The 25,491-nt window shown below is 33.7% G+C and carries 15 protein-coding genes; 1 reads left to right on the top strand and 14 read right to left on the bottom strand.

Annotated features, from left to right (window positions below):
• Positions 1-713: 713 nt before the first annotated feature.
• The 3 genes from rhaD to FQU21_RS11315 form a co-directional block, all read right to left on the bottom strand.
• Positions 714-1,508, bottom strand: a complete 795-nt coding sequence (gene rhaD, locus FQU21_RS11325) for a rhamnulose-1-phosphate aldolase (protein WP_147678120.1) — start codon at positions 1,506-1,508, stop codon at positions 714-716.
• A 244-nt stretch (positions 1,509-1,752) separates the two neighbouring features.
• Complete coding sequence (locus FQU21_RS11320) at positions 1,753-3,273, bottom strand: RagB/SusD family nutrient uptake outer membrane protein (protein WP_147678119.1); 1,521 nt, start codon at positions 3,271-3,273, stop codon at positions 1,753-1,755.
• Positions 3,274-3,296: 23 nt separating this feature from the next.
• Positions 3,297-6,305, bottom strand: a complete 3,009-nt coding sequence (locus tag FQU21_RS11315) for a SusC/RagA family TonB-linked outer membrane protein (RefSeq protein WP_147678118.1) — start codon at positions 6,303-6,305, stop codon at positions 3,297-3,299.
• 174 nt (positions 6,306-6,479) lie between these two features.
• Here FQU21_RS11315 and FQU21_RS11310 point away from each other — a divergent pair, with 174 nt between their 5' ends.
• Entirely contained in the window at positions 6,480-7,352 is an 873-nt protein-coding gene (locus tag FQU21_RS11310; RefSeq protein ID WP_147678117.1) for an AraC family transcriptional regulator, read from the top strand.
• Positions 7,353-7,411: 59 nt separating this feature from the next.
• Here the strand turns inward: FQU21_RS11310 and FQU21_RS11305 are convergent, their stop codons facing one another.
• The 11 genes from FQU21_RS11305 to FQU21_RS11255 all read right to left on the bottom strand — a co-directional run bounded on the left by FQU21_RS11305 (position 7,412) and on the right by FQU21_RS11255 (position 25,361).
• Positions 7,412-9,847: a glycoside hydrolase family 94 protein gene (locus FQU21_RS11305; RefSeq protein ID WP_147678116.1), complete on the bottom strand. Its 2,436-nt coding sequence runs from the start codon at positions 9,845-9,847 to the stop codon at positions 7,412-7,414.
• Positions 9,848-9,873: 26 nt separating this feature from the next.
• Positions 9,874-11,475: an MFS transporter gene (locus tag FQU21_RS11300; RefSeq protein WP_147678115.1), complete on the bottom strand. Its 1,602-nt coding sequence runs from the start codon at positions 11,473-11,475 to the stop codon at positions 9,874-9,876.
• A 609-nt stretch (positions 11,476-12,084) separates the two neighbouring features.
• On the bottom strand, positions 12,085-13,407 hold the full coding sequence (locus FQU21_RS11295; protein WP_147678114.1) for a dicarboxylate/amino acid:cation symporter: 1,323 nt from the start codon (positions 13,405-13,407) through the stop codon (positions 12,085-12,087).
• Positions 13,408-13,488: 81 nt separating this feature from the next.
• The gene (locus FQU21_RS11290; RefSeq protein WP_147678113.1) at positions 13,489-15,429 is read right to left on the bottom strand and encodes a M1 family metallopeptidase; all 1,941 of its coding nucleotides are present in this window, start codon (positions 15,427-15,429) and stop codon (positions 13,489-13,491) included.
• A gap of 63 nt (positions 15,430-15,492) precedes the next feature.
• Positions 15,493-16,392: a M43 family zinc metalloprotease gene (locus FQU21_RS11285; protein ID WP_147678112.1), complete on the bottom strand. Its 900-nt coding sequence runs from the start codon at positions 16,390-16,392 to the stop codon at positions 15,493-15,495.
• Positions 16,393-16,456: 64 nt separating this feature from the next.
• Positions 16,457-17,278 carry a hypothetical protein gene (locus FQU21_RS11280; protein WP_147678111.1) on the bottom strand — a complete coding sequence of 274 codons (822 nt, stop codon included), beginning with the start codon at positions 17,276-17,278 and terminating at the stop codon, positions 16,457-16,459.
• 26 nt (positions 17,279-17,304) lie between these two features.
• On the bottom strand, positions 17,305-18,102 hold the full coding sequence (locus tag FQU21_RS11275) for a hypothetical protein (protein ID WP_147678110.1): 798 nt from the start codon (positions 18,100-18,102) through the stop codon (positions 17,305-17,307).
• Between the two features lie 31 nt (positions 18,103-18,133).
• On the bottom strand, positions 18,134-19,402 hold the full coding sequence (locus tag FQU21_RS11270) for a hypothetical protein (protein WP_147678109.1): 1,269 nt from the start codon (positions 19,400-19,402) through the stop codon (positions 18,134-18,136).
• An 18-nt stretch (positions 19,403-19,420) separates the two neighbouring features.
• Positions 19,421-20,611, bottom strand: coding sequence for a hypothetical protein (locus FQU21_RS11265; RefSeq protein WP_147678108.1), 1,191 nt, complete (start codon positions 20,609-20,611; stop codon positions 19,421-19,423).
• 23 nt (positions 20,612-20,634) lie between these two features.
• Positions 20,635-22,047, bottom strand: a complete 1,413-nt coding sequence (locus FQU21_RS11260; RefSeq protein ID WP_147678107.1) for a RagB/SusD family nutrient uptake outer membrane protein — start codon at positions 22,045-22,047, stop codon at positions 20,635-20,637.
• An 11-nt stretch (positions 22,048-22,058) separates the two neighbouring features.
• Positions 22,059-25,361 (bottom strand): SusC/RagA family TonB-linked outer membrane protein, encoded by a 3,303-nt coding sequence (locus tag FQU21_RS11255; RefSeq protein WP_147678106.1) that lies wholly within the window; start codon positions 25,359-25,361, stop codon positions 22,059-22,061.
• Positions 25,362-25,491 lie beyond the last annotated feature (130 nt).

The following is a 25,491-nucleotide window of genomic DNA, read 5'->3' as shown; positions in this document are numbered from 1 at the left end:
GCTCTCACTAAATTTGCTGTTTTTCATTGTGACAGTTTGAATTTAAAGTTAATAAATTCGAATTAATTACTGTCCCATTTTTAGGGAAGCCTACAATTATATACTATGCATCAAAATAAAAATCTACTCGGTATTGCTTTTTTAACCTTTGTATATGCTATGGCTGCCCAAAATATAGATTTCTACACAAAAAAGGCTTTGTTATAGCTGGTTTTGATGTGGTTTTATATTTAAATAACCATCCAGAAAAAGGCCTGGACACCTATGTAAGCACCTATAAAGGCGATTGTTTTTAATTTGCTACACAATGCCATTTAGACGCTTTTAATTAAAACCCCAAAAAGTATATTCCACAATATGGCGACTATTGTGCTTGTGCCATAGCTGTAAAACGAAATAGTTTATATCGCCCCTAAAACCTATGAAATACGAGATGGAAAACTATACTTGTTTTATAATTCGTGGGGAATTAACTCCTTAAAATACTGATTACAAGAAAAGCCCAATACGTTAAAACGTAAAGCCGATACCAATTGGAACCTATTGGATAAAAATTAATCCTGTTGTTGGTTTGTGGCTGTTAATACCACCTATAAAACAATGATTATAATACACTTGAAGTCCTAAAAAAGTTTTTTAAATTATCTATTGTCTAAGTAAACCTGATAGCCTTTATATACTTGGATCACTTTTAAGCAACTACATATTTTTTATTAGGTAAACTGTTCTAATTCGGTTAACTGTGCGTTCGATAAACCTACAGGTTTAAATCCTGCTGCCCAACACATCATTAGCAATTTAGCGCCTTTGTTCGCCACATCTAAAAAGTCCCATGCTTTCATAACATCCGGAGCGGTTGCTGTTGCCCCGTGTTTTTCCCATAGGGATACGTTTCTGGTTTTAAACGCTTCCATAGTCACTTCGGCTAAAGCGGCTGTGCTGGATAAAGCATATGGCGTACAGTGAATGCCTTTAGGAACAAATACTTTCACCTCGGGGCACATCATCCAAATTTGCCTGTTTAATTCTTCTTCATCATTAAATAATTCGTGGTGACTCATACAAATTAATTCTAAAGGATGTGTATGGACTACCGCTAAATTTTCTGGCTGATGTTGTGCATTAAATAGGTGAATACTGGCATGAGAAATTAACTCGCAGGTAGGAGCGAAATTATTACGTTTTCCACCCCAAATAATGGAATAGGCCGTAGCGTCTTCATTAATATAAAGCATACAAGATACCTCTTCTAATTTATCTACCAAATCTCGTAAATAACATCCTGTACCAGTTATGTAAATAATAAATCCTGCTGATGATTTAGGGAAATTAAAAGATACTTCTGTACCAATACCTTGAACGTCTTCTTTAGAAAAAAAAGATGTTAAATTTATGGATATATTTCCGGCATTGCGCTCTGCCCATTCGCGTTGCCATAAATAGCCTGCGACTTTTGACACCTTTTTAAGTTCTGTTTCTACCTGTATTGGAAGTTTTAGCGTTTTCATAAATTTGAAATAAATATTTATATCACAAATATACTTAGCCTCTTGAGAAATTAAATACTTAAAATCGCTGTGTTCGGTGTTTTTTTTTAAAGGTTAGTTATATGAAGATTTGAAAATTGTTAAATTTAGCAATTTCAGGTTAAAGCCTTTACATTCCGGTATAAATGGTACTTAAAAATAAAAGGCAGTATTTGTGTTAACATACTGCCTTTTCCCAAAACAAAACTAATTACTCACTTTTAAACTAATATCCTGGATTTTGATCTTCTTGACTAATAAGTGTGTTTCTACTTATTTCATTGGCAGGAATTGGAAACACTTCATTTTTAGAGGTGTACCCTAAGTTTGAAAGTTCGGTTTCGGCCAATCCCCAACGTATTAAATCCCAAAAACGTTGGCCTTCAAAAGCGAGTTCTAACTGTCGTTCTTTAACAATAGCATCAAAAAGCGCTGTTCCGGTTGCTGTAACATCTGGAAGGTTAGCTCTGCTTCTTACCTTATTTAATTCTATTAATGCTTTAGAATCTTCATTATTTTTATGATACGCTTCTGCAGCCATTAATAACACATCGGCATACCTTAAAAGTCTCCAGTTAATACCAAAATTTAATTCAGTAGTTGGTCCAGCAGTATCTTCTGGTCTTGTGGTATATTTTAACCGTACGTAACCTTCATAATCATGAATTCCTGTATCTGGAGGAGTAACCTTACCTCCTGCCGCAACTAAATCTTCTTCGGATATTAATGTGGCATTTTTACGTATCATATCGCCAGCAGTATCAAATGCTGCTCCTATTTTAGCGGTTGGTAAATTAAACCCCCAGCCATTAGCAACTCCAATAGCGGCAACATCAAAAACACCTCCTCTTGGCCCCATCAACTGGGCGTGAATATTACTTTCAGGACGTTCACCCCAAGGAAAATTACCCCAGCTATAGGCTTCTGTACTTACATAGGTTAACTCAATTAGCGATTCTTTCCCGTTTTCGGAACTTGAACTCCAAACATCGGCATAGTCTGGTTCTAGATCAAAAGCTTTTGATGCAATTACTTTTTCAAATTCAACGGCTGCTAAATCATATTTTTCTTGAAATAAATACACTTTACCCAATACGGCCTCTGCCGCTTCTTTTGAAATTCTAAACGGTTGTGCTATTGCAGATTTAGTAGCTAATCCATTAATGGCATCTTTTAAATCTGATTCAATTTGCGTATACACTTCACTTTTGGTGGATCGTGCTAAAGCAAAATCATCTATAGATGTTGGGGTTGAAATTCTTAAAGGTACACCCCCATATAAAGTGACTAATTCAAAATAGCTATATGCTCGTAAAAATTTGGCTTCGGCAATAAATTTATCTTTTGTACTCAGGTTTGAAAGTTCTAGTTTTTCAATAAGCACATTGGCAAGACCAATGGTTTTATAGAATCCTTCCCAAACTCCTGTAATAACTGGATTATCGGCCACATACTCAAAATCATCAAGTTGTTGTAATGCTGGTTGATCTCCAATAGTACTTCCGGCATTTGCCATATCTCCTGGTAATATTTTTATAAAAAAGGCGCTATTCCAATCTCTATTATAATTCCAAGCCATGAGATCGTATATGCCAAATATTACAGATTCAGCTTCAGCATCGGTGGATAAAAAATCGGCTTCATTTACCTTTCCTATAGGTTCTACTTCTGTAAAGTCACGACTACATGCGGTGTAATTAAACACGATTAAAATACCTAATGCTATAATTTTTATATATTTTTTCATTGTTTTAATACTTTAAATTAAGATTATAGGTTTACAGATAAACCAAAAATTATTTTCCCTGGTATTGGATATACCCCTCTATCAATACCTTGACTTAAATTATCTGTACTACCAGCTTCGGGGTCTAGGCCTTGGTAGTTTGTAATGGTGAAATAGTTTTCTACAGATAAAGAAAGGCGTAAGCGATCTATTTTTAGTTTTTCTAGTAGTTGGGAAGGTAGCGAATAACCGAGTTGAATTTGTTTAATTCTCATGTAAGATCCATCGCCCACCATTAAATCGCTTCGGTATAAGTAATCACTACTAACATCTGCTTTTGGGTACGAAGCTTTACTTCCACCCCCTGTCCATCTGCCATCAAATAAAAAGGCTGGTTTATTAGAGTACGGTCTATCTGTTCTGTTCCATAACATATAAATTTCATTACCTTGAACACCTTGAAAATTGATATTAAAATCCCAATTTTTATAACCTAAATTAATTTGTCCGCCGTATAATAAATCTGGGTGAGGATCGCCAATATTGGTAATATCATTTGCAGTAATATCGCCGCTACCGTCTACATCGACAATGATAGGTTCTCCGGTGGTATCATCTATACCGTTGGTTTTGTAACCTCTGTAATACCAAATGGGCTGGCCTTCTTCAAAACGTGTGGTATCAAAACCTCTAACATTTACACCATCTATTGGAGAATCTACAGCCAATTGGGTAACTTCATTTTTAAGTGTAGATAAGTTTACATTGACACCATAAGAAAAATCTCCAAATGTATTATGGTATCCCAATTCGAACTCCCAACCTTTGTTGGATACGGTACCCCCGTTAAAACTACCAAAATTACGTCCTACAGACAAGGGAATTAGACCATTACCACTAACTATTAAATCTTTAGTTTTTTTATGATAATAATCTGTTGTAAAACTTAATTTTCCATCAAAAGCTCTTAAATCCATACCTAAATCTAATTGTTCGGATGTTTCCCAAGTTAAATCTGCATTTGGAAGATCATCGGCCTCATAACCCGGTAGAAAACCACCATTACCATCGGGTATTTTAACCCCTTCACTAGTGTAAAATTGTAAGTCTTCATTTCCGTATAAGTTTTGATCGCTTCCCACTTGCCCCCAACTAGCACGCATTTTTAAATAGTTTATTTTAGAATCTTCTTTCCAAAAGGATTCATTAGACATTACCCAACCGGCAGATAGCGATGGGAAATAAGCACCTTTATTTGCTTCAGAAAAAGCACTAGACTCATCGTAACGTAAAGTACCTTCTAAAAGGTATTTTTCATCGTATGAGTATGAGAACCTTCCAAATACAGATCTTTTTCTTTTTTCTACATAACTCCCTCCTGTTTTATCAAGATCATCATCTTGAGAATAATCGTGGTAAGCATAATTATCTCCGGCTTTAGGCATAGGGCCAGAGAATAGATAGAAATCGGGCGATTGGTATTTTTCGGCAGTTGTACCTAACAAAATTGTATAATCATGTTTTTTATAGGTATTTGTATAAGTTGCAAAATTTTCCCATAACCAAGAACTTGTTTTGGTAATATTATCATCAACGGTTGCAATTGAGTTTTGTCGTTCTGACGATACATAATAAACAGGATCCCAGTTATGTTCTACAGCGTAATTTACGTCTATTCCTAATCTTGAAGTTATTACCAAACCTTCAATTGGAGTTAAATTTGCAAAAAATGTACCTAATATTTTATCGGTTTTAATGTTTTTATTCTGAATGGTTAACATGGCTAAAGGGTTTGCAATTTCCCCTGTAACATAGGCTGGTAAGCCATAATAATCTCCGTTTTTATCGGACAGAATTGTTAAGCCACTATTTGCTAAGTTTGCCACATTGGACGGCACGCCATCGTTATAAGTTACAGGTGTTAATGGATCCATTAATAAGGCGTTATTTAATATGCTTCTATATTCGTCATCTTCAACAATAACGCCTCTACTGGTATTAGAGTAAGACAGGTTGTTTCCTACTTCTAACCAATCGTTCATTTTATGCTTAGAATTTAATCGTGCCGTATAGCGTTTAAAATTAGCGCGATCACCACCAACGATACCATCTTGATTTGTATAAGATCCCGAAAGCAAATAAGTTGATTTCTCTGAGCCACCAGCAAAACTTAAATGATGTTTTTCTACCCAGGCATTTTCAAACACTTCATTTAACCAATTGGTATTAATACCATTAGAAGAAATGTTTTGAACACCAGCCTCATTTAAATACGTTCTATATTGGGTTTCATTCATTAATGTCATTTGTGTGCGCTCCGACTGAAACCCAAATTGCGAATTATATGATATAACCGGTTTATCGTAATTTTTACCAGATTTTGTGGTAATAAGCACAACACCGTTAGCCCCTTCGGTACCATAAATAGCAGAAGAAGCTGCATCTTTTAACACTTCAATAGATTGAATATCACCTCCATCAATATTATCAATACTACTGGTTTTCATTCCATCGACAATGTAAATAGGATCTGAATTACCATTAGAACCTGTACCTCTAATCCTTATTTTTGATGCCGCACCCGGTGAACCCGAGTTACTTAAAACAGAAATACCAGAAACTTTTCCTTGTATGGCTTGTTCTACTCTGGTCGATGCATTGTTTTGAATATCGCTAGACTTTATACTAGAAATAGCCCCTGTTACTAAGCTTTTCTTTTGCGTACCATACCCAACAACAACAACCTCCTCTAATTGGCTGGCATCTTCAACCAAAACAATATTAATAGAGGTTTGGTTATTAATTGCAATCTCCTGTGAGTTGTACCCCATATAACTAATTTGAAGTACGGCATTTGCAGACAAATTATCTAAGCTGAACTTCCCATCAAAATCGGTAGTTGTTCCATTACTTGTTCCTTTAACAAGAACCGATGCGCCAGGCAATGGTCCATTACCATCAGAGACCGTCCCTATTATTTTTTGTGCCTGTACATAAGTACAACAAGAAAAAAATACTAGAAAAAAAATGTGTCTTAAAGTTTGAATTTTCATATATATTTAGTTTAGTTAATGCTGATAATACGTTCCTATTTTACTAAAAACAGGTTTATATTACTACAAAACTACACCAGCTATTATTGAATTATTAATATTAAATTATCATTTATTTGTATATTTATGTCATCTATTAACATTTTTATGATGTTTAAATAAAAATAATTTAATATGATTCGAAATGCGCACCGAGAAATTACCCGACTTATACCAGAAGATAGCTTTTTGGTAGAAGAACGAGTAAAAGATGATTTTGATTTTCCTATACATTTTCATCCAGAATACGAACTTAACTTTATTTATAGAGGCAAAGGAGTTAGACGAATTATTGGTGATAGTATTGAAACTATAGACGATTTGGAATTAGTTCTTGTAGGCCCTAACATAGTGCATGGTTGGGAACTACATAACTGTAAATGCAAAGAAATTTACGAAATTACTATGCATATTCATAATGATTTATTGAATGAAAAAACACTATCTAGAAGTATTTTTAAACCTATAAAAGACATGTTTAACCGCTCTAAACACGGCATTTTATTTTCTAGAGAAACTACAGTTAACATTATGCCTAGATTAATGACACTACCAAAAATTATTGGCATAAAATACTATTTAGAGTTTATTTCGATACTTGATGAATTGGCAAAATCTGAAGGCCAACGGTTACTCTCTAACTATTGCTCTGAACATATTGATTTTCATAATAGCGACAAAATAAAAAAGGTTTACGAGTACATTCAAGAAAACTTTAGTAGAACCATTACTTTAGCCGAAATCTCCGAATTGGTAAATATGAGCCCTGTATCATTCAATAGGTTTATAAAAAAACGAACAGGCAAAACCTTTATTTCCTATATTAACGACACTAGAATTAGTTTTGCTAGTAGATGGCTTTTAGAAACAGATCAAAGCATAGGAGAAATTAGCTTTAGATGTGGGTTTAATAATATTGCTAATTTTAACAGACAATTTAAAAAGGCAAAAAAATGTACACCAAAAGAATTTAGAAATGAATTTATAGGAACCAAACGCGTGCTATAAAAACGCTTTCGTAGCACAAATATTAAAATAGTTTAAAAGCTTTTAAAATGGCCCTACTATTACCCCATAATTACAGTAATGTGGTGTGCCTTGCCTTGCTCCAGAATGGGAACAATTGCAGTTTTAATAGCTTTGCCGTTTACTAAAATTTGTTCTACCCCTTTACTTACATGGTTTGGATTTTTTACTTCTATATAATAGGTAACGCCTCTAAAGACCCTTTTGATTTTAAAACCATGCCATTTTTTTGGAATACATGGATTTATAGAAAGTCCATTGTAGTCTGGTTTTACACCCAAAATATACTGTGTAATAGCATAAAAATTCCAAGACGCTGTGCCCGATAACCAGGAATTTTTAGCTTCACCAGGTTTAAAGGCTTCTTTACCAGCTATCATTTGGCAATATACATACGGTTCCACTTTGTGTAATTCTGATATATCTTCTAAAAAACTAGGTGCAATTTTAGAGTAATAATTAAAGGCCTCATCACCACGACCTATCATGGTTTCACCAATCATGACCCAAGGGTTATTGTGGCAAAACACGCCACCATTTTCTTTATATCCTTTAGGATAAGTAGAAATTTCGCCGTATTCTATGTAATATTTTGTAAATGCTGGACTATTTAAAACAATACCATAATCGGAATCTAAATGGGTTTTTACTGCATTTAACGATTTTTCAACCATTCCGTCTTCCTTGCCAATTTCGGCCATAGCACACCAACCTTGCGATTCTATAAAAATTTTACCTTCCTCACTATCATTAGTTCCTACTTTATTCCCATAATAATCATAAGCCCGTAAATACCAATCACCATCCCAACCGTAGTTTTTAACGGCTTCAATCATACAATCTATATGGGTTTGCGCCTCTAAGGCTTCGGTTGTTTTTCCAATTTGATGACATAATTTTACAAATTCTTTTCCATACACCACAAAAAGACCTGCTATCATTACACTTTCGGCTTTTCCATCTTTTTTATTTCCTGTGGTTTGAAAGGATTCATTAGGATCTTTAGAAAAACAGTTTAAATTTAAACAATCATTCCAATCGGCCCGCCCAATTAAAGGTAAGTTATGTGGGCCTAAATTATTAACAACATGATAAAATGACGCTTTTAAATGATCGAAATGAGGTTTTGCTCTGTTCATATCATTATCAAAAGGCACGAGTTCATCTAGTAAAGCAAAATCGCCTGTTTCTTTAATATACTCTGTAGTTGAAAGTATTAACCATAGCGGATCATCGTTAAAATTACCACCTAAAACAGCATTCCCTTTTTTTGTTAATGGTTGATATTGATGATAACACGAACCATCTTCAAATTGGGTTGAAGCAATATCAACGATACGCTCCCTTGCACGCTCTGGAATTTGATGCACAAAGCCTATTAAATCCTGATTAGAATCTCTAAACCCCATACCGCGACCAATTCCCGATTCGAAATATGAAGCCGAACGCGACATATTAAAGGTTACCATACATTGGTATTGATTCCAGATATTTACCATTCTATCGAGCTTATTTTCACCAGATTGAATATTAATTTTCCCTAATAAATTATCCCAATAGGCCCTTAAAGCATTAAATGCTGCAGTTACTTTTTCAACCGTATCAAATTTTGCAATCATGTCCTTTGCTGGCTTTTTATTGATTACAGAATTGCTTTCCCATTTATTATCATCCTCCACTTCAACATAACCAAGCATAAAAACATAGTCTTTTTGTTCTCCTGGTTGTAGTTCGACTTCAATATAATGCGAGGCCACAGGCGACCAACCGTGGGCTATACTATTTTTAGCTTGTCCATCGGCAACTACATCGGGCGCATCAAAACCATTGTATAACCCAAGGAAGGACTCTCTATCGGTATCAAAACCATTAATTTTTGAATTCACAGAATAAAAGGCATAGTGGTTTCGTCGTTCTTTAAACTCGGTTTTATGGTAAATTACAGCATCTTCAATTTCTACTTCACCGGTATTAAAATTCCTTTGAAAATTAGTCATATCATCTTCAGCATTCCATAAGCACCATTCAATAAAAGAGAATAGTTTAAGTTTTTTCACATTTAAAGTGGTATTTTTAATACTTACTTTTTGAATTTCTCCCCAAAACCCTAGAGGTATAAATTGAAGCACTTCTGCATGAACACCATTTTTAGAACTTTTAAATTTGGTATAGCTCATACCATGGCGGCACTCGTAACTATCTAATGTTGTTTTAACTGGTTTCCATCCTGGGCACCAGGTTGTATCTTGATCTTTAATATAAAAATATTTACCACCATCATCAATAGGGACATTGTTATATCTATAACGTGTTAACCGTCTAAATTTGGCGTCCTTATAAAACGTATAACCACCAGCTGTGTTTGATGTTAACGAGAAGAAATCCTCATTTCCCAGGTAATTAATCCACGGGTAAGGTGTTTTTGGGTTAGTAATTACATACTCTCTATTTTCATCATCAAAATGTCCGTATTTCATATAGTGAAAATTTAATTTTTAATATCTTATTCCTTTAGTCTTCGGGTTTGTAATTCTAGAGTAATCTCATCTATTTTGGCTTGTGTTAATGGATATAAGAGCATTAAGCCTGCGGCAATTAAAGCAATAACTAAAGGAATCCAACTCATTAACATTATAATGCCGGGAATAGCCCCTTGGATAGCAGCAGGGTCTTGCCCATTATAATTAAAAGCACCAAGAACAAAACCTATAATGGCTCCTGCTATGCCACCACCAAACTTAGTAGCAAATGATCCTGCCGAATATATAAGCCCTGTGGCACGTCTAGTATTTTTAAATTCTGAATAATCTGCAACATCTGCCAACATAACAAAAAACAATGTTGCAAATATGGCCGACGCTAGTTCGGAAAGCATGCCTAAAATAAAAATAATTTCTATATCGGTTGGGGCACAAAAAAACAGTAAAGCATTGACCCCACCAGAGCATAGCAAAGCGGATATAAATACTGTTTTTTTACCAAATCGCTTTCCTATTGGTGCAGTAAGCATGGCCCCTGCAATAGATGCAAACATAAGGCCTATTAAAAAAGAGGCTGCCAGTATTTGATGGTTTAAATAATGAGAAAAATAGATAATAACAATACCTTGTTTAATAGAATTATATATATTAAATAATAGACCTACGCCTAATAAAATTAACCAAGGTTTGTTTTTAAGTAAGTTTTTAAAATCTTGTTTTAAATTATTTTTTTGAGTTTTAGGAGGTTGTACCCTTTCTTTAGTGGTATAGAACGTCACCAACATAAACAAGGTAAGAAATATAGACATAAAATATATCGAATTACTATACCCTTGCCTTTGATCTATAATTGAAAAGGATGCTGGTGTTAAATCCTTTTCACCTGTTACAATAAAACTATAATTTTTATTGGCCTCTACCGAGAAGCTTTTTTTAACTGAAGGAATAGAGTCTTGAAGATTAAAAGAAGAATTTGCCCAAGAAAACAAAGCAACACCGTGCTCTGTTTTAATATTTACACTTTCTACATTTCGAGGAACAGATACATTAACCTCATAAGTACTAGGTTCTAACTTATTAAGTGTAATACTAGGATTTACATTACCAAAATAAAGCACTAAAAACAATAACGCACCTTGTACAAACATCCCGCCACCAAAAGCACCTACCATTCTATAAGACCCTAAAGATGTTCGCTCTTTATCATCGCCTGTCATAACAGCCATTAGAGCGCCATAAGGAATATTATTTGCCGTATAGATTAATGTAAAAAGTATGTAAGTACTATATGCATATAGTATTTTTCCCGAGTCGTTTAAATCGGGAACGGTAAACAACAATGATAAAATTACTCCTAAAGGAATAGCCGTCCATAATATCCAAGGGCGAAATTTACCATATTTAGATTTGGTTCTATCGCCAATAATTCCCATTAAAATATCGCTAATACCGTCACTAAAACGCGCTACTAAAAAAAGTACACCAACAGTTACTGGACTTAAACCAAACACATCGGTATAAAATACGAATAAAAAAGTAGCAACGCCCCGCCATGCAATATTAGCTGCACCATCACCTAAGGCATAACCTATTTTTTCTGAAATTGATATTTTATTAATGTTCAATTAATTGTGTTTTTCTGTTTTTTCAAAATTAGAAAGACCTCAAGCAATTAATTAAACTTATTTTGTCATTTACTTATACAATTATTTCAATACAGTATTAAAGCAAGTGATACGCTCTAACTCTAAACACTCTAATTTTCTATTTAAAGGTTTAGCTGGGTGCAATAGCATATAATTATTTATGTATTAGGCTAGCTCGTGTTCCTAAATTCATCTTTTGATTATAGATCTGTATGGCTTAACGAAAAAACGATTTACAAACATGATATCTATACTTATTAAAACGACTAATCAATAAACGAAATATTTAATAAAAGTAACCACATATTTATTATCAAATGCACTATGCTCACAAATACCAACCTTTTCATCGTTGTAAAACAGACTTTAAACACAAAGGTGTTTTTATTAAACAACTTAGTACTTTTTATATCTGCCTTTTCGTTTTTAGGTCAATTATCAGTTCATCGTTTTTACTACTGTAAGACAAAAAAGGATACAATAATCTGTAAGGTGGCTCTATCTATGAGCATTAAACGACAAGCAAATAAGTTACACTCTGAAAGTATTGTAACTTTTCTTTTTATCTATTTTACTATATTGGGTATATTATTTATTTGTTAATGCGTCATCCCAATTTCTAATTTTTGGTTTACCCAATTTCCCTACAGATTTAGCCACTAACATAGATACCGTGGCGTCTCCGGTTACATTAACTACAGTACGACACATATCTAACGGACGATCTACGGCAAAAATTAAAGCTAAACCAATAGCTAATTTATCCGAAGGAAAACCTATAGCTTCCAAAACAATTACCAGCATCACCATACCAGCACCAGGAACAGCAGCAGAGCCTATGGATGCTAATAAAGCAGTAAACACAATGGTTAATTGATCTGCAAATGTTAAATCAAAACCCAATGCCTGTGAAATAAATACAGCGGCTACACCTTGATATAAACTTGTACCGTCCATATTAACCGTAGCACCTACAGGTAAAACAAAACTTGAAACCTCGGCATCTACTCCAATATGTTCTTCAACTCGCTCCATAGTTACTGGAAGCGTTGCTGCACTAGAACTTGTTGAAAAAGCTAATAACTGTGCAGGGCTTAACTTTGATAAAAATTTTACCGGACTATAACCTGTAAATAAAGATATCATAATACAATAAAAAACAATCATTAATGAAAGCCCTAAGAAAACCACACCCGCGTATTTTAACAGCGCTATCAACAAATCTGGATCGCTAGACGACACAACAACATTTGCAAGTAACGCAAATACCGCTATTGGGGCTGTTAGCATAATTAAATCGACCATTTTTAAAACGGCTTCATTTAAAGAATCGAAAAAGTTTTTTAAAGGTTTTCCTTTTTCCTCCCCTATAAGTAAAATGGAGATTCCTAAGAAAATAGTAAAAAAGATAACCTGTAACATTAAGCCATTATCACTCATAGCAAAAATAGCATTATCTGGCACAATGTCTTCCAAAAAATGTAATGGTCCTCTTTCTTTCTGCATAGAGGCCTCTGCTAATTTGGAGGTTACACCGCTATCACCAGAATATGCTTCTATTAGTTTATCTATAGTTTCTTTCGGAATTCCCTTTCCAGGCTGCACTATATTTACTATTAACAAGCCAATGCTAATTGCTACCAATGTAGTTATGGTATAAATTATTATGGTACGAAGCCCAATACTTTTAAACTTAGAGATATCTTTTAAATCGGAAACACCTTTTACTAAGGATGCTAATATGAGAGGAATGGCAATTAATTTTAAAAGTTTCACAAAAATATTCCCAATAGGCTGTATCCAGTCTAAAACAAATTCTTGCCCCCACGCCACTTGAGTCATCCCGAAACCGAATAGGATTCCAGCAATCATCCCAATTAATATTTGCCAATGTAGCTCTAGTTTTTTCATATGATACGTAGTATGGATTTGTGTTTAAAAGCAGGTCTTTTATTACTTTTGATGAAGACGTAATAACACCATAAAAACGCTCTATTTTTTTATTTCTATTAAGTTATTGGTGGTATTAACATCTGGAAATGAATCTGAAATTAACTCTACAGAAATCAAACCTTCCACATTTGCAATCTCTATAAATACGCTAGACTTTCCTGATGACCAAATTTCTGGTGTTTTATTAATGATCGCGGTTTTATTATTGGCATAAGTTAATTTTAAAGACACGGGTACAGGCAAGTCGCCTACATTTTCTAATACAACTTTTGAACCTTCTATTTTTTTTAACCCCAAATCGGCATAACCATATTCAAAAACCCACTTTTTCCAAAACCAATTTAAATTTTCACCACTTACATCATTAAAAGTGAACATAAAATCAAAAGGAGTTGGGTGTTTTTCTTTCCATCTGTTTAAATAGGTTTTAAAACACCTTTTAAAACGCTCCTCTCCCAATAGATATTCTAAAGCTAAATACATAAAAGCAGGTTTACGATACGATTGCTGAAAGTGCATATTTCTAACCACCATATAATTTGACGGACTAAACAAAGGGGTTTCCCATTGCTTGCCCGCGCTTCTATTATAACTTTTTATGGCGCGTTGTAATTCATAATTTTCAAATGCGGTATCCTTATAAAAGTTTTGGCAAAATTTAAAGGTTAAAAAAGTAGCCCAACCTTCTTCCATCCAAGAATATTTTACCTCGTTTATCCCTACCCAATGTGGTAAATAAGTATGTGCTAATTCATGAAACGTCATCAGGTTATTACTTATTTCTCTTTTTGAGAATCCGTTATTTGCCATCATTGGAAATTCCATACCATCAAATTCTGGCACCCCAATAAATGATGTAAAGCTTTGGTATGGGTAAGGAACACCCGGTAATTCATTCGATAAATATTCAATACTTTTTTGTTGAGTATTTAAAAGATCTCTAAGGTTTTTTTCGTCTTTATAACTATAAACAATATTGGAAGACACCTTTTTATCTTCAATTAATGTGGTATTTGCTAGCCAATTAAAATTGTTAGACACTCCAAACCCAAAATCTCTAACTTGTTTTGCTTTAAAATGCCATGTAGATTTTGAATTTCCAATTTCATCTTTAGTATTAGCATTTAAAATACGGGTACTATCTGGGCTGGTTTTTGATAAAATATAGGCTTCATATTCTTGCGGGCTCAATACCGCTTCCGCATTTAATAATTCTCCAGTTGCAAATACATAATTCCCTTTTGGCACTTTAATTTTTACATTAAAATTGCCAAAATCGGTATAACATTCTTGGGCGCCTGTATATTCATTTTTATCCCAACCATCAATATCATCATAAACTGCTATTTGAGGGTACCAATAGCCTATAAAAGCGCTTTCTTTATCATAAGCTCCTATTTTATTCACATAAATTAAAGGCATTTCTGTTTCCCAATCCATAGACAATTTTGTAGTAGAATTTGGAGGTATGGGTTTATTGTTAAATTCCAATGTTAAAAAGGTGGAATTATAACTTACCGATATATTGTTGCTTGGATTCTTTTTTTTGGTAGCGTGAGCCAAATTACTTACCGATGCATCTAGACCTAAATTAACCACCTCATCATTAACCTTTAAGTTTGAAATAACCATGCCATTGGTTAAATTTTCAAGAGGAATTTTATTAGCTCGTACGCCTCCTTTTTTATAATGGTTAGGGTACATTTTAATAACAATTTCAGACAAACTATCTGGACTATTATTTGTATATGATATGGTTTGTTTTCCGTAAATTTTCCAGGTACCGGGAACTATTTCTGCTTCTATAACATAATCACTAGAGTTTTGCCAATAGTTCTCTCCTACCTCTCCATTAAACGCCCGTGTTTTGTTTTTGTAGGCTTCTTGAAATTCTCGTGGCATGTATAATGGCTTAGCTTCTTGACTGTAACTATTTATCGCTAAAAATGTAAAAAATATACTGCAAATTAATATTCTCATTGATACAATATTTTAATTTAGATAGGTTTTAAACTTACTGAATAGAAAAATATATTTGAAATATTATTCTCCTCTGGTTATTAAATATGCCCTTTCATTATTTAATACTGAAATCATTTTTTCTATTTGTTCTGGGCTAAAATGTCTTCTGCATAAACCAGCATCATCTGCTCTGGTTCTCCCCGATGACGTCATAAAGTTAAACGTATCTGGATGGTATTTTTCACCAATAGGGTCTGTTTCTGTTCCAATATAAACACAATTTTTCATGTTAGATTCCTTAAGGCCTGGCGAAGCAGGTGTATCACAAATTTTATCACCTGCTTCTGCACAATTAGACCCGTTGACTAACTCAATTCTTCCTTGGCTATCTTTAAAATCATCATCTATATGATAAAGTCCTAAATAATGTCCTATTTCGTGTGTTGCTGTTGCCGTATTTTCAATTTCTACAGAAGTAGCACTTAATTTTATGTTATTACCTTGATTTGGGAATAATGCTGTTGCTCCCAACCCGCCAGTAATTTCACCATGGCGTCTATTTAATAATTTGATAAAATAAAATATATTTAACGCATTTTCATCTTCAAATGAAGCTAAAACTTTACTTTCAGTAAAATCATCTTGTTTTACAAATTGGGTATTCCATGGTGTGCTATCAATAAATTTAATGGCTTTAGTAAAAAATTGAATTTTTCCTGGTTTATAATATTTATTTATATCCCTCATCATTTTTTTAATACGTTGTTCTGAAACAGCCGCATTATTACCATTATTATCTCTAGATATATGATGCACAACGGGTATTCTTAAGGTATCCTTAGAAAGGACATTAATAGCATTATAAGAAATTTCGTTTTCTGCCTTTAAATCTTGTCGAACCGCAAACCCGTCATTTTTTTTATCGCTAGAAATTAGCGAGAAAAAAAACACAAGTGCATATATAGCTTTTATTATTCCCATATTTTAAACTTTTTACATTTTTTTTGTGCCCCCGCAATTAATAGCAACCGCAACACTCCATATTTTAATCTTCAAAAAATGTCTCTAAAAATTCATACCGATTAGGTATATTCTCTTTTACCCAATTTTCAATATTTTGAGATAATCGTCCTGGATATTTAACCATGGTGTATACAAATATGGCGGTTTCAGGTATGTCTTCTACCTTTGGATTATCCTCTGCATATTCGGTTACAAAAATACCATCTGTATTTTGGGCATTTTTCCAGGTTGTACTTGTTCCATACCTTTTTTCAAAATAAACATGTGTTGTTTCATGAAAAACCGTTTCTTCGAGTTGATTATCCGCTAGTCTATCATCTATTCTCTTATCTGAGATAAAGAAAAATTTACCATCGGGTTCAGCAGAAGCTCGACTTGCGCCAGAAAACACAGCTACATGGCTTAATTCATCCCTCATAAAAACAGGTAACTTACCTAATTTGTCTGTTAATTTATTAGCATACTCAGTGGCGCGTTGCAGAGTTTCAAAATTACTACGACACCAAATACCAATTTTTTTACCATCAGTAAACGACGCTTCAAAAACATAAGCGTTAGAGTCTAGTGTGGGTTCTACTCCTGGTATTTCTTTAGCAAATTGTCCTAAATACTCAATAGCTAAAAATGTGTCTGGATCTGTAGACTTAATATAATCGATACCAGTACCAGATACCGAAAACTCAAATAAAGGTGTATTATCTCCCTCATTGGTATTCTCGTCATCACTACCATTTTCTTGATTTATAAGATCTTCTCTTATAAATGGTTTATCTTCTGAAGCACAATTAGTAAAGACTAATATGATAGACAGATAAAAAATCCTACAATAACTATTTAATTTCATAATTTATTTTTTTTATTCAGCTTTCTTTAAAAGAACATTTCTAAAAATTTATACCTATTAGGAATATTAATTTTTATCCATTGTTCTATTTCCTTTGATAATCTGTTTGGATATGTTTTCATGGTGTAAACAAATAATGCTGTTTCCGCAATATCTTCTTGATAGGGTTTGCTTTTAGCGTATTCTGTGATGAACGTTTTATCTGCCTCCTGATGTTTCTTCCACATTTTACTTTTCGCATATTTTAAATCGAATGTAACGTGGCATGTTTCATGAAAAACGGTTTCTTCTAGATCATTATTGCGTATTCTTGTATCCATATTATCGGAATACAGCACAAAAAAACCACCCTCATCTTCTGCAAAAGCCGTATGATCGCCAGTATGAATTACAACATGGTTTAAAGTATTACGCATAAATGATGGTAATTTACCCAGCCTACTTGTTAATTTATCGGCGTATGCTTTGGCTTTTTCTTTATTACCAAAACTACTGTGCAACCAAATTTGAACAGATTTATCATCGGAAAAAAGCGCTTTAAACACATAGGTACCATTATCTATTAAACCTTCATCTGAAAGTCCCCCTGGCATTTCTTTTGTTTGTTGACCAATGTACTTAAGATTTAGAAAGGCATCATTATCGGTTTCTTTAATAAAATCAATTTCTGTTGCTGTAATCGAGGTTCTAAATAAAGGTTTTATTTCGTCCTTTATTCTTTGAGCAACTTTAGACCTATCATTTTGCAACGAATTGTCCGGTTGAACATTTCTACAACTCGATACAAGCAGCAATAAAGAGATCATGACAACATATCTTTCCATTCTTTCAATACTTTATTAATTATTTTTTTATTTATAAAGCTTCAAAAAATATAGTACCATTCTTTTCGGTACCATCTGAAGTTTTTAATGTAAATTCTGATAATTCTATAAAACCTTCTGAATTAGAATAACTTCCAAAGCCTCTAAAGGTATATTCAACGGTTCCACTATCCGATTCGCATGTAAAAGTTTTTTCGGCTATAATAACTTCAGAGCCTCCTGCTTCTTCGCCAAAGAATACCCCTAATTCAAAATCATTATTACAACCTAAGTTTAAGAAGTCTCCTGAAAGGATATATTCATAACAATTTTCTGGATTTTGGGTAAATATACCAACCCCAAAGCTTTCGTTTCCATCAATATTTACAACACTATTATACTCGCCTTCAAAACTACATCTATCCCGTTCGTTTCCACCACCATCTGAAATTTGATCTATAAATAAATTTCCTGAAATGGTTTCTCCATCTCCGGTTAGGGTATAGCCAAAAAATTCCATAAACCCATCATTACCACTAAAAAAACCTGAAGCATTAAATGTATATTCTATAGTATCACCTGCTTCATTAACACAATTAAAAGTAGCATTTTCGATAAGGGCATTCCCTTCATTTCCGCCTTCTACAAACGGATCTAAGAACACTATAAACTCAATATTTTCATTGGTACAACCTAAATTTAAAAAGTCTCCGCTTATTAATATTTCGTTACAGCTATCTAATAAAGAAGCTACTATAATATTCTCTCCATTATTAGAGTCTCGGGCTTGTAGTTCGCCTTCAAAATTACTAAAATCGAAATCTAAATTACAGCCTTTATATGGATCTGTTCCATTCATATACTCATCTATATTAGAGACACCATCGTCGTCACAATCTGAGTTTCCCCATATATCATTATCTGCATTAAATCCAAGATAGCCTTCGTCTTGTTCGGGTATACAAGGGTTTTGTGGTGCTTCATCTAAAAAATCTGGCACGCCATCGCCATCGGTATCGGTATCCTCGTTTACGTAGGGGTTGCGGGTTTTATCTTCAAACTCATCTGCGTTTGAGACCCCATCTCCATCACAATCTGCACTTTGCCAAACGGCATTAAAAACATTGAAATCAGTATATGTACCATCTTTAACGGGTAAACACGGATCATCAGGAAATTCGTCTAAACTATTAAGTACGCCATCACCATCATTATCTGCTGCACTACTTATAAATTCATGATTATCTACACACGAATAATTGAAAACCATTGTAAAAATAACTAATACAAGCGGCCATTTTATATTTATTTTGTTTTTCATATTTCTTGTTATTTTGGATTATAATGGTCTAATAATAAGTGTTCCCGTAGTAACTCTTTCATCATCTGGAATATCGTCTCCTAGTTGTGTAATGATATACGTTAACTCTACGGTTCTAGAAGCTCCAGCGTAAGTTCCCAAACCTTCTACTGTAAATTTTCTACTAGATACACGGTCTTCTGCTAAACAGGAGTATTCAGTAAGTTCTACAAATACTCTACCATTTGACGATGTTTGATCTACAGGTTCAAAAAAGAACGGTATACGCACATCATCATTAAAACAGCCTTGGTTAAAGATACTGCCTCCAGTGAATAAGATAGTACCACAATTTCCTCCAATAACACCTATAGTAACACCTTCTCCGTTGTTAGAATCTACCGTTCTTAACTCTCTCGCATAATTTTCTAGCTCGAAGTTAAATATATCGTTACAGGGTAAATTTGGAAAAGGATAAGGCGATCTTCCAGCGGCAACTTCATCACCATTAGAAATCCCATTACCATTACAGTCTCCAGCAGCCCAAATGTCGTTCTCGGGATCGAACCCTTGATAACCAATAAATTTTTCTGGCAAACAAGGATCATTTGGATCTGGATCTACATCATCTTTAAGTCCATCACCATCGATATCTCCTATGGACGATTCATCAAAATACGGATTAGTACCATTAGTTAATTCATCTATATTAGAAATACCATCTTGGTCACAATCGGCCTCACGCCAAATACTATTATAAGAATTGTACCCGGTATAATTTTCATCTTGTACAGGTAAGCAAGGGCTGTTTGGGTCGCTGTCCATGTTACTTTCAACACCATCGCCGTCTGGATCGTTTAAATTTCTGCGAATGGTTACGTTGGATATTTTTGTTTCTTGTTGTTTTTTAACTTCAATTACTAAATTAACTTCATCTGTAATATCTGAGTTAAAAAACTCTGGATTTTCAACAATTATTTCTCCATATCTCACCCCCAAAACAACACTATTTTCTGGCGTTTGAGAAATTAAAGAGTACGTAACTTCACCTTTATTAGAGCTGCCCTTTAAAAATCCAAGGGTATCTCGTTTTTTTACTACAAGAGGTGCTTCAATTGTAAAATCTTCAGTATCTATTGATATTCCTGATAAATGATCGTTAGACTCATCACAAGAAAAGCCAATAAACAAAAGAAATACACCTATTATAAATTTAAAAATTGTTTTCATAATTATATATTTTATATTCGAGACTACTGTCTTGGGTTTTGTTCTATTTCTGGATTAGCAAGAATGTAATTGGTTGCAATAGGTAAGGCCCAATTGAGACTATTTGGTGTTAAAGATGCTGTTTCACCGTCTAGACTATGAGTAACGGTTATGTTAGCATTATCAAAACGGTTATAACGTTTAATATCGAAAATCCTCAAGGTACTCATGGCTTTTTCTCTTCTAATTTCATCTTTTACAAAAGCAATTAAGTCCTCTTGATTTGTTATGTTAATAGATGAATAAGTTCCAGTTTCAAAACGATTAACTCTTAAAGTATTTAAATCGTTATTTGCAGCATCAATGTTTCCTAATCTAGCATTACATTCGGCGCGCATTAAATAAAGGTCGGCAGTTGTTAAAGACACATTGGTATTATTGTTGGCTCTATGGGCAACAAATACAGGATTGTCTATTTCTGCAAAGAAATAAGTTCTGGCATCGGCGAACCATTTTTTTCTTTGGTCGTTATCATCATACAAACCATAAAATTCTGGTGTAGTAACTACCGAAAAACCTCCAGAGTCTTTAAACCAAATTAATTGCTCGTCTTGAACAGCCAAAGGATACGCTAACACATTGGCATCTCTTGGGTCTGCTGGGTCATTATTAATATCTCTTAAAGTATTTTTTAATGCTAAACCTTGGTTTACAGCTTCTAGCGCTTCTTCATATTTAGCTTGGTAAATTAAAACACGAGCTAAAAACGCATAAGCTCCAGCTTTAGAGGGTCTAAAACTTAAATTTGCTGGTTGTAAATCTGGCAGAGCCTCTATATTATTATTAATATCGTTAAGAATAAGGTTATATATTTCGGCAACTGAGGCTCTTGTAAAATCTGCACCTTCCAATTCTATTCCATCTCTAATAGGCACTCCTAAATCTGTATCTGCGGTTTCAGGATTGTAATGCACACTATAAATGTTTACCAAATTAAAATAAGCAAAAGCGCGTTGTAATGATGCATCTGCTCTTACTTCAGCTATAGCTTCTGGCGTGCCATTTTCAACCGTTTTTAATCCTTCTAGAACCACATTGGCAACGTAAATTTGATTGTAATATCTAATCCAGTTATTATCGTCTCCGTTAGAGGTAGAAATTTGTTCCTTAAATAAATACAGATTAATTTCTTCTGGGCTAATACCAAAACTAGCTCGTACCTCTTCTGTTAGTAAATAATTATCGCTTGCTATAATGGTAAAATCGTGATGTGTACCAAACCCCTGTGTAAAGTTTACGTTTGGATCTGGTTCTACTTGATCTAATAGCGCTCTAAATTCTTCAATTTTAGAAGGTATAACTTGTCCTTTGGGTTGAAAATCCAAGAAATTGTCTCTAGTACACCCGGTTAATACGAACGTTACTAATATAATAATGATATATTTTGTAGTTTTCATAAGTCTGGATATTAAAATGTTGTCGTTAAGTTAAGTGTAAAGGTTGGAGGAATGGGTATGGTTCGACTTACAGGATCGACATCCCATTTATTAAAATTCCAAACTTTAAGATTATCTGCTTGCAAGCTTACCGTAAAACTATTCATAGATAATTTCTTAGTTAGAGTTTCAGGAAACTGGTAGGATAAATTAACTTGAGATAAACGAATGTATGAAGCATCATCGGTATTTCTATCCGATTCGTTTAGATACAAATAAAGAGGTGTTTGCGTTTCATTTGGTGATGTAAGTCTTGGTACATCTGTAAGAAGCTCGTCTCCTGGTTGTTGCCATCTACTTACATAATCGCTATACACATTGTTTTGAAAAAATCTAGGGTCGTAATTTCTTTCAAACCGAAATCTGTTTCCACCAGAATACACTGTAAGCACTCGTAATGATAAATTTTTATAAGTAAATGTGTTGGTTAATGAGCCAGTACGTGTAGGCGATCTAGAACCTTCACTTTTTAAAGCCTCTATAGCACCAATATCTCCACCCACTTCTATAATATCATTATCTTCATTAAAGAAAGATGGATTCCCTTGTTCATCTAAACCTGCATATCTAAAGCTATAAAAATTATCAACCGGGTCTCCAACTACAAAAGAGTTAGCGTCATATTGTGTAAAAAGGAATATTTCACCAGGATTACTTTCGTCTATACTAGTTATTTCATTTTTATTTTGACTGTAAAGTATTCTTGTATCAAATTTAAAATCTTTGGTATCTATAATTCTTAAACCTAAATCTATATCTATACCTCTGTTGTATAGTTCGGCAACATTTAAGAATGAAGAAGATAAACCATAGGTTGGACTTATATTGCGTCTTGCCAATAAATCTTCACTGTTTCTATTATAAAATTCTACACTTCCATAAATTCTACTGTTTGCCATAGAAAAATCTAATCCTAAATTAAGGGTCTTTGTTTTCTCTAGACGTAATGTTGGGTTAGGAGGGTTTGAAATAGTTAGGTAGTTGTTTAAAAAACTTCCCTGATCTCGACCTTGTCTGGCTACTAAAAATGGCGATGTATTTCTATCTACATTTCCACCAGAACCAAAGGTTGCTCTTAAATTAAGATTATTAAAAAATGTAGAATTAAAGAAATTTTCTTTAGTGATATTCCATTTTAAACCTACTGAAAATAAAGGTATGTTTCTAAATTCTTCGGATGCACCAAATAGATTGGTATCATCTAACCTCATACTCCCCGAAATGGTATAACGCTTATCAAAATTATAAGCACCGTTAACGTAGTACGATAAAAACCTATTTTCGGTATATGTTAATCTCGAATTTGAACTAATTAATCGTTGTCCGCCAAAAATGGGACTAGAATAAAGGGTGTTAAAATTAGGTTGTGTAAAAATTAGGGATTGGTCATTGTATCCAAATTTACGATCTCTATTAAACTCTGATATTTGTTTACGCACCTCGTACCCAGCTATGGCATCAATATTATGAAGTCCATCCTTAAAACTAGTTGAATAATTTAATTGCCCTCTAAAAGTATTATCTGTAGTACTTCTTGTGGAGGTATCTAACAAAGAACCTACGGGAACTGGAGTTTCTATGACTTGGCCAGTTTCATCTACTTGAGCAAAGTAGTTTACTAAGTTTCTGGTTGTGAATCTATTTTCGTTTAGTAAGTTACGACCAAAATACGACGACCATAAATATTGGTAACTTAAATCGATTTTTAAACCTTTTAAAATTTCGTAATTTAATCCTGTTTGAATACGAATATCTGTTGTTGTTGAAGTATTATCCATATTGTCTGACTCTTGCTTAAGATTAAAAGTCCAAGGATAAGGATAACCTTGTCTTTGCGCTAGTTGAGAACTTTCAATATTTACACCACCACGCATAGGTAGGTAATTACCATTGTCATCCACAATACGCTCAAACACAGGATAGTTTATTAAGTAATCTACAGGCCCTGTACTAATACCAAATTCACTTTTGGTTTGCGATATATTACTGGAAAATCGAGCTTGTAATTTATCGGTAAACTTATAATTACCTACGACGTTTAAAATAAATTGATCTGACTTATCTTTTACAATTTCTCCTTTATTTTGATTGTATACCAGTGAGGAATTAAAATTATATTTTTCGCTACCACTAGACACACTTAAATTGTATTGATTCCACAACTTTTGTCTTAAAAAGAGTCTAGAATATTCTTCTCTACCATCATTATTTCTAAGAGCCTCTATTCTACCGTCGGCCGTGGCAATATCAATATCTCCCCTTTGAAGCCTTAGCAAAGTTTCTCTAACGGCGTTGGTTTGATATAGTGAAAATTCATTTAAGCTGCCATCAAATAGATTTCTTTGTTGCGAATACTGCTCGAAATTAAACAAACCTATTTGATAATCTACTTGTGTGCTAGGATCGGCATAGGGTGCTTCAAAAATATCCTGTTTTAAAGTTACTGAGGAATTTACAGAAAGATTTACCGCCAATTTACTGTTATTTTCACCTTTTTTAGTGGTAATTACAATAACACCATTAGCAGCCCGAATTCCCCAAATAGATGTTGCCGCCGCATCTTTTAAAATAGTAATAGTTTCCACGTCGTTAGGATTTATAGTACCAAAACCTCCTGGTATAGCAAATCCATCAACAACAACTAAGGGCTCTGTAGTAGCATTAATAGAACTTCTACCACGAATTACAAGTCCGATATTATTTTTTTCTTGAATAAACGGATCAAACTGCACACCAGGAGCTTCCCCTGCAATTTTACCAATAATACTCTGATCTATTTTTCGCTCTAAAACCTTAGTATTAATTTTTGCAAAAGATCCGGTTGCACGTTCTTCACTAATCTTTTGATATCCTGTAGAAAATATTTCTACTCCATCTAGTTCTTCAGCCGAAGGGCTCATCTTCACATCATAACTTGTTCTACCATCTACGGTTAATTCTACATTTCCATAACCTAAATACGAAAACAACAATACATCTCCTTCCTTTGTGTTTAACCTAAATTTACCATCAAAATCGGTAGTTGTACCTATGCTTGTTCCTTTTATAATAACCGTTACTCCTATTAAAGGAGCATTACTTTGATCTGTAACGGTACCCGCTACACTTTTTTGAGGGAGTTTTAAATTTGTTTTTTTCCATTTCGTTCCAAAAAAATGAATATCTTTATTTATGGCATTCTTGCCATACTTAAGACCATAACTTTGAGAAAATGTTAAAAACAAACTTGTAACTAATAATGTTTTCTTTAAAACATGATGAAGTTTTGTTTTCATAGATGATAGTTTTTTTTTGATGATTTGAATAAAAACTAAAAATTATCAATAATTCAACACTTATTAATATATAGTATTTTTAATTCAAAACAATTGTTATTATTGAAAAAATTTAACACCATAAAGGTAA

The sequence above is a fragment of the Algibacter pacificus genome (assembly GCF_008033385.1).
Lineage (GTDB): Bacteria > Bacteroidota > Bacteroidia > Flavobacteriales > Flavobacteriaceae > Algibacter > Algibacter pacificus.
The sequence above is the reverse complement of the archived record's forward strand: the minus strand, read 5'-3'. Positions and strand labels throughout refer to the sequence as shown.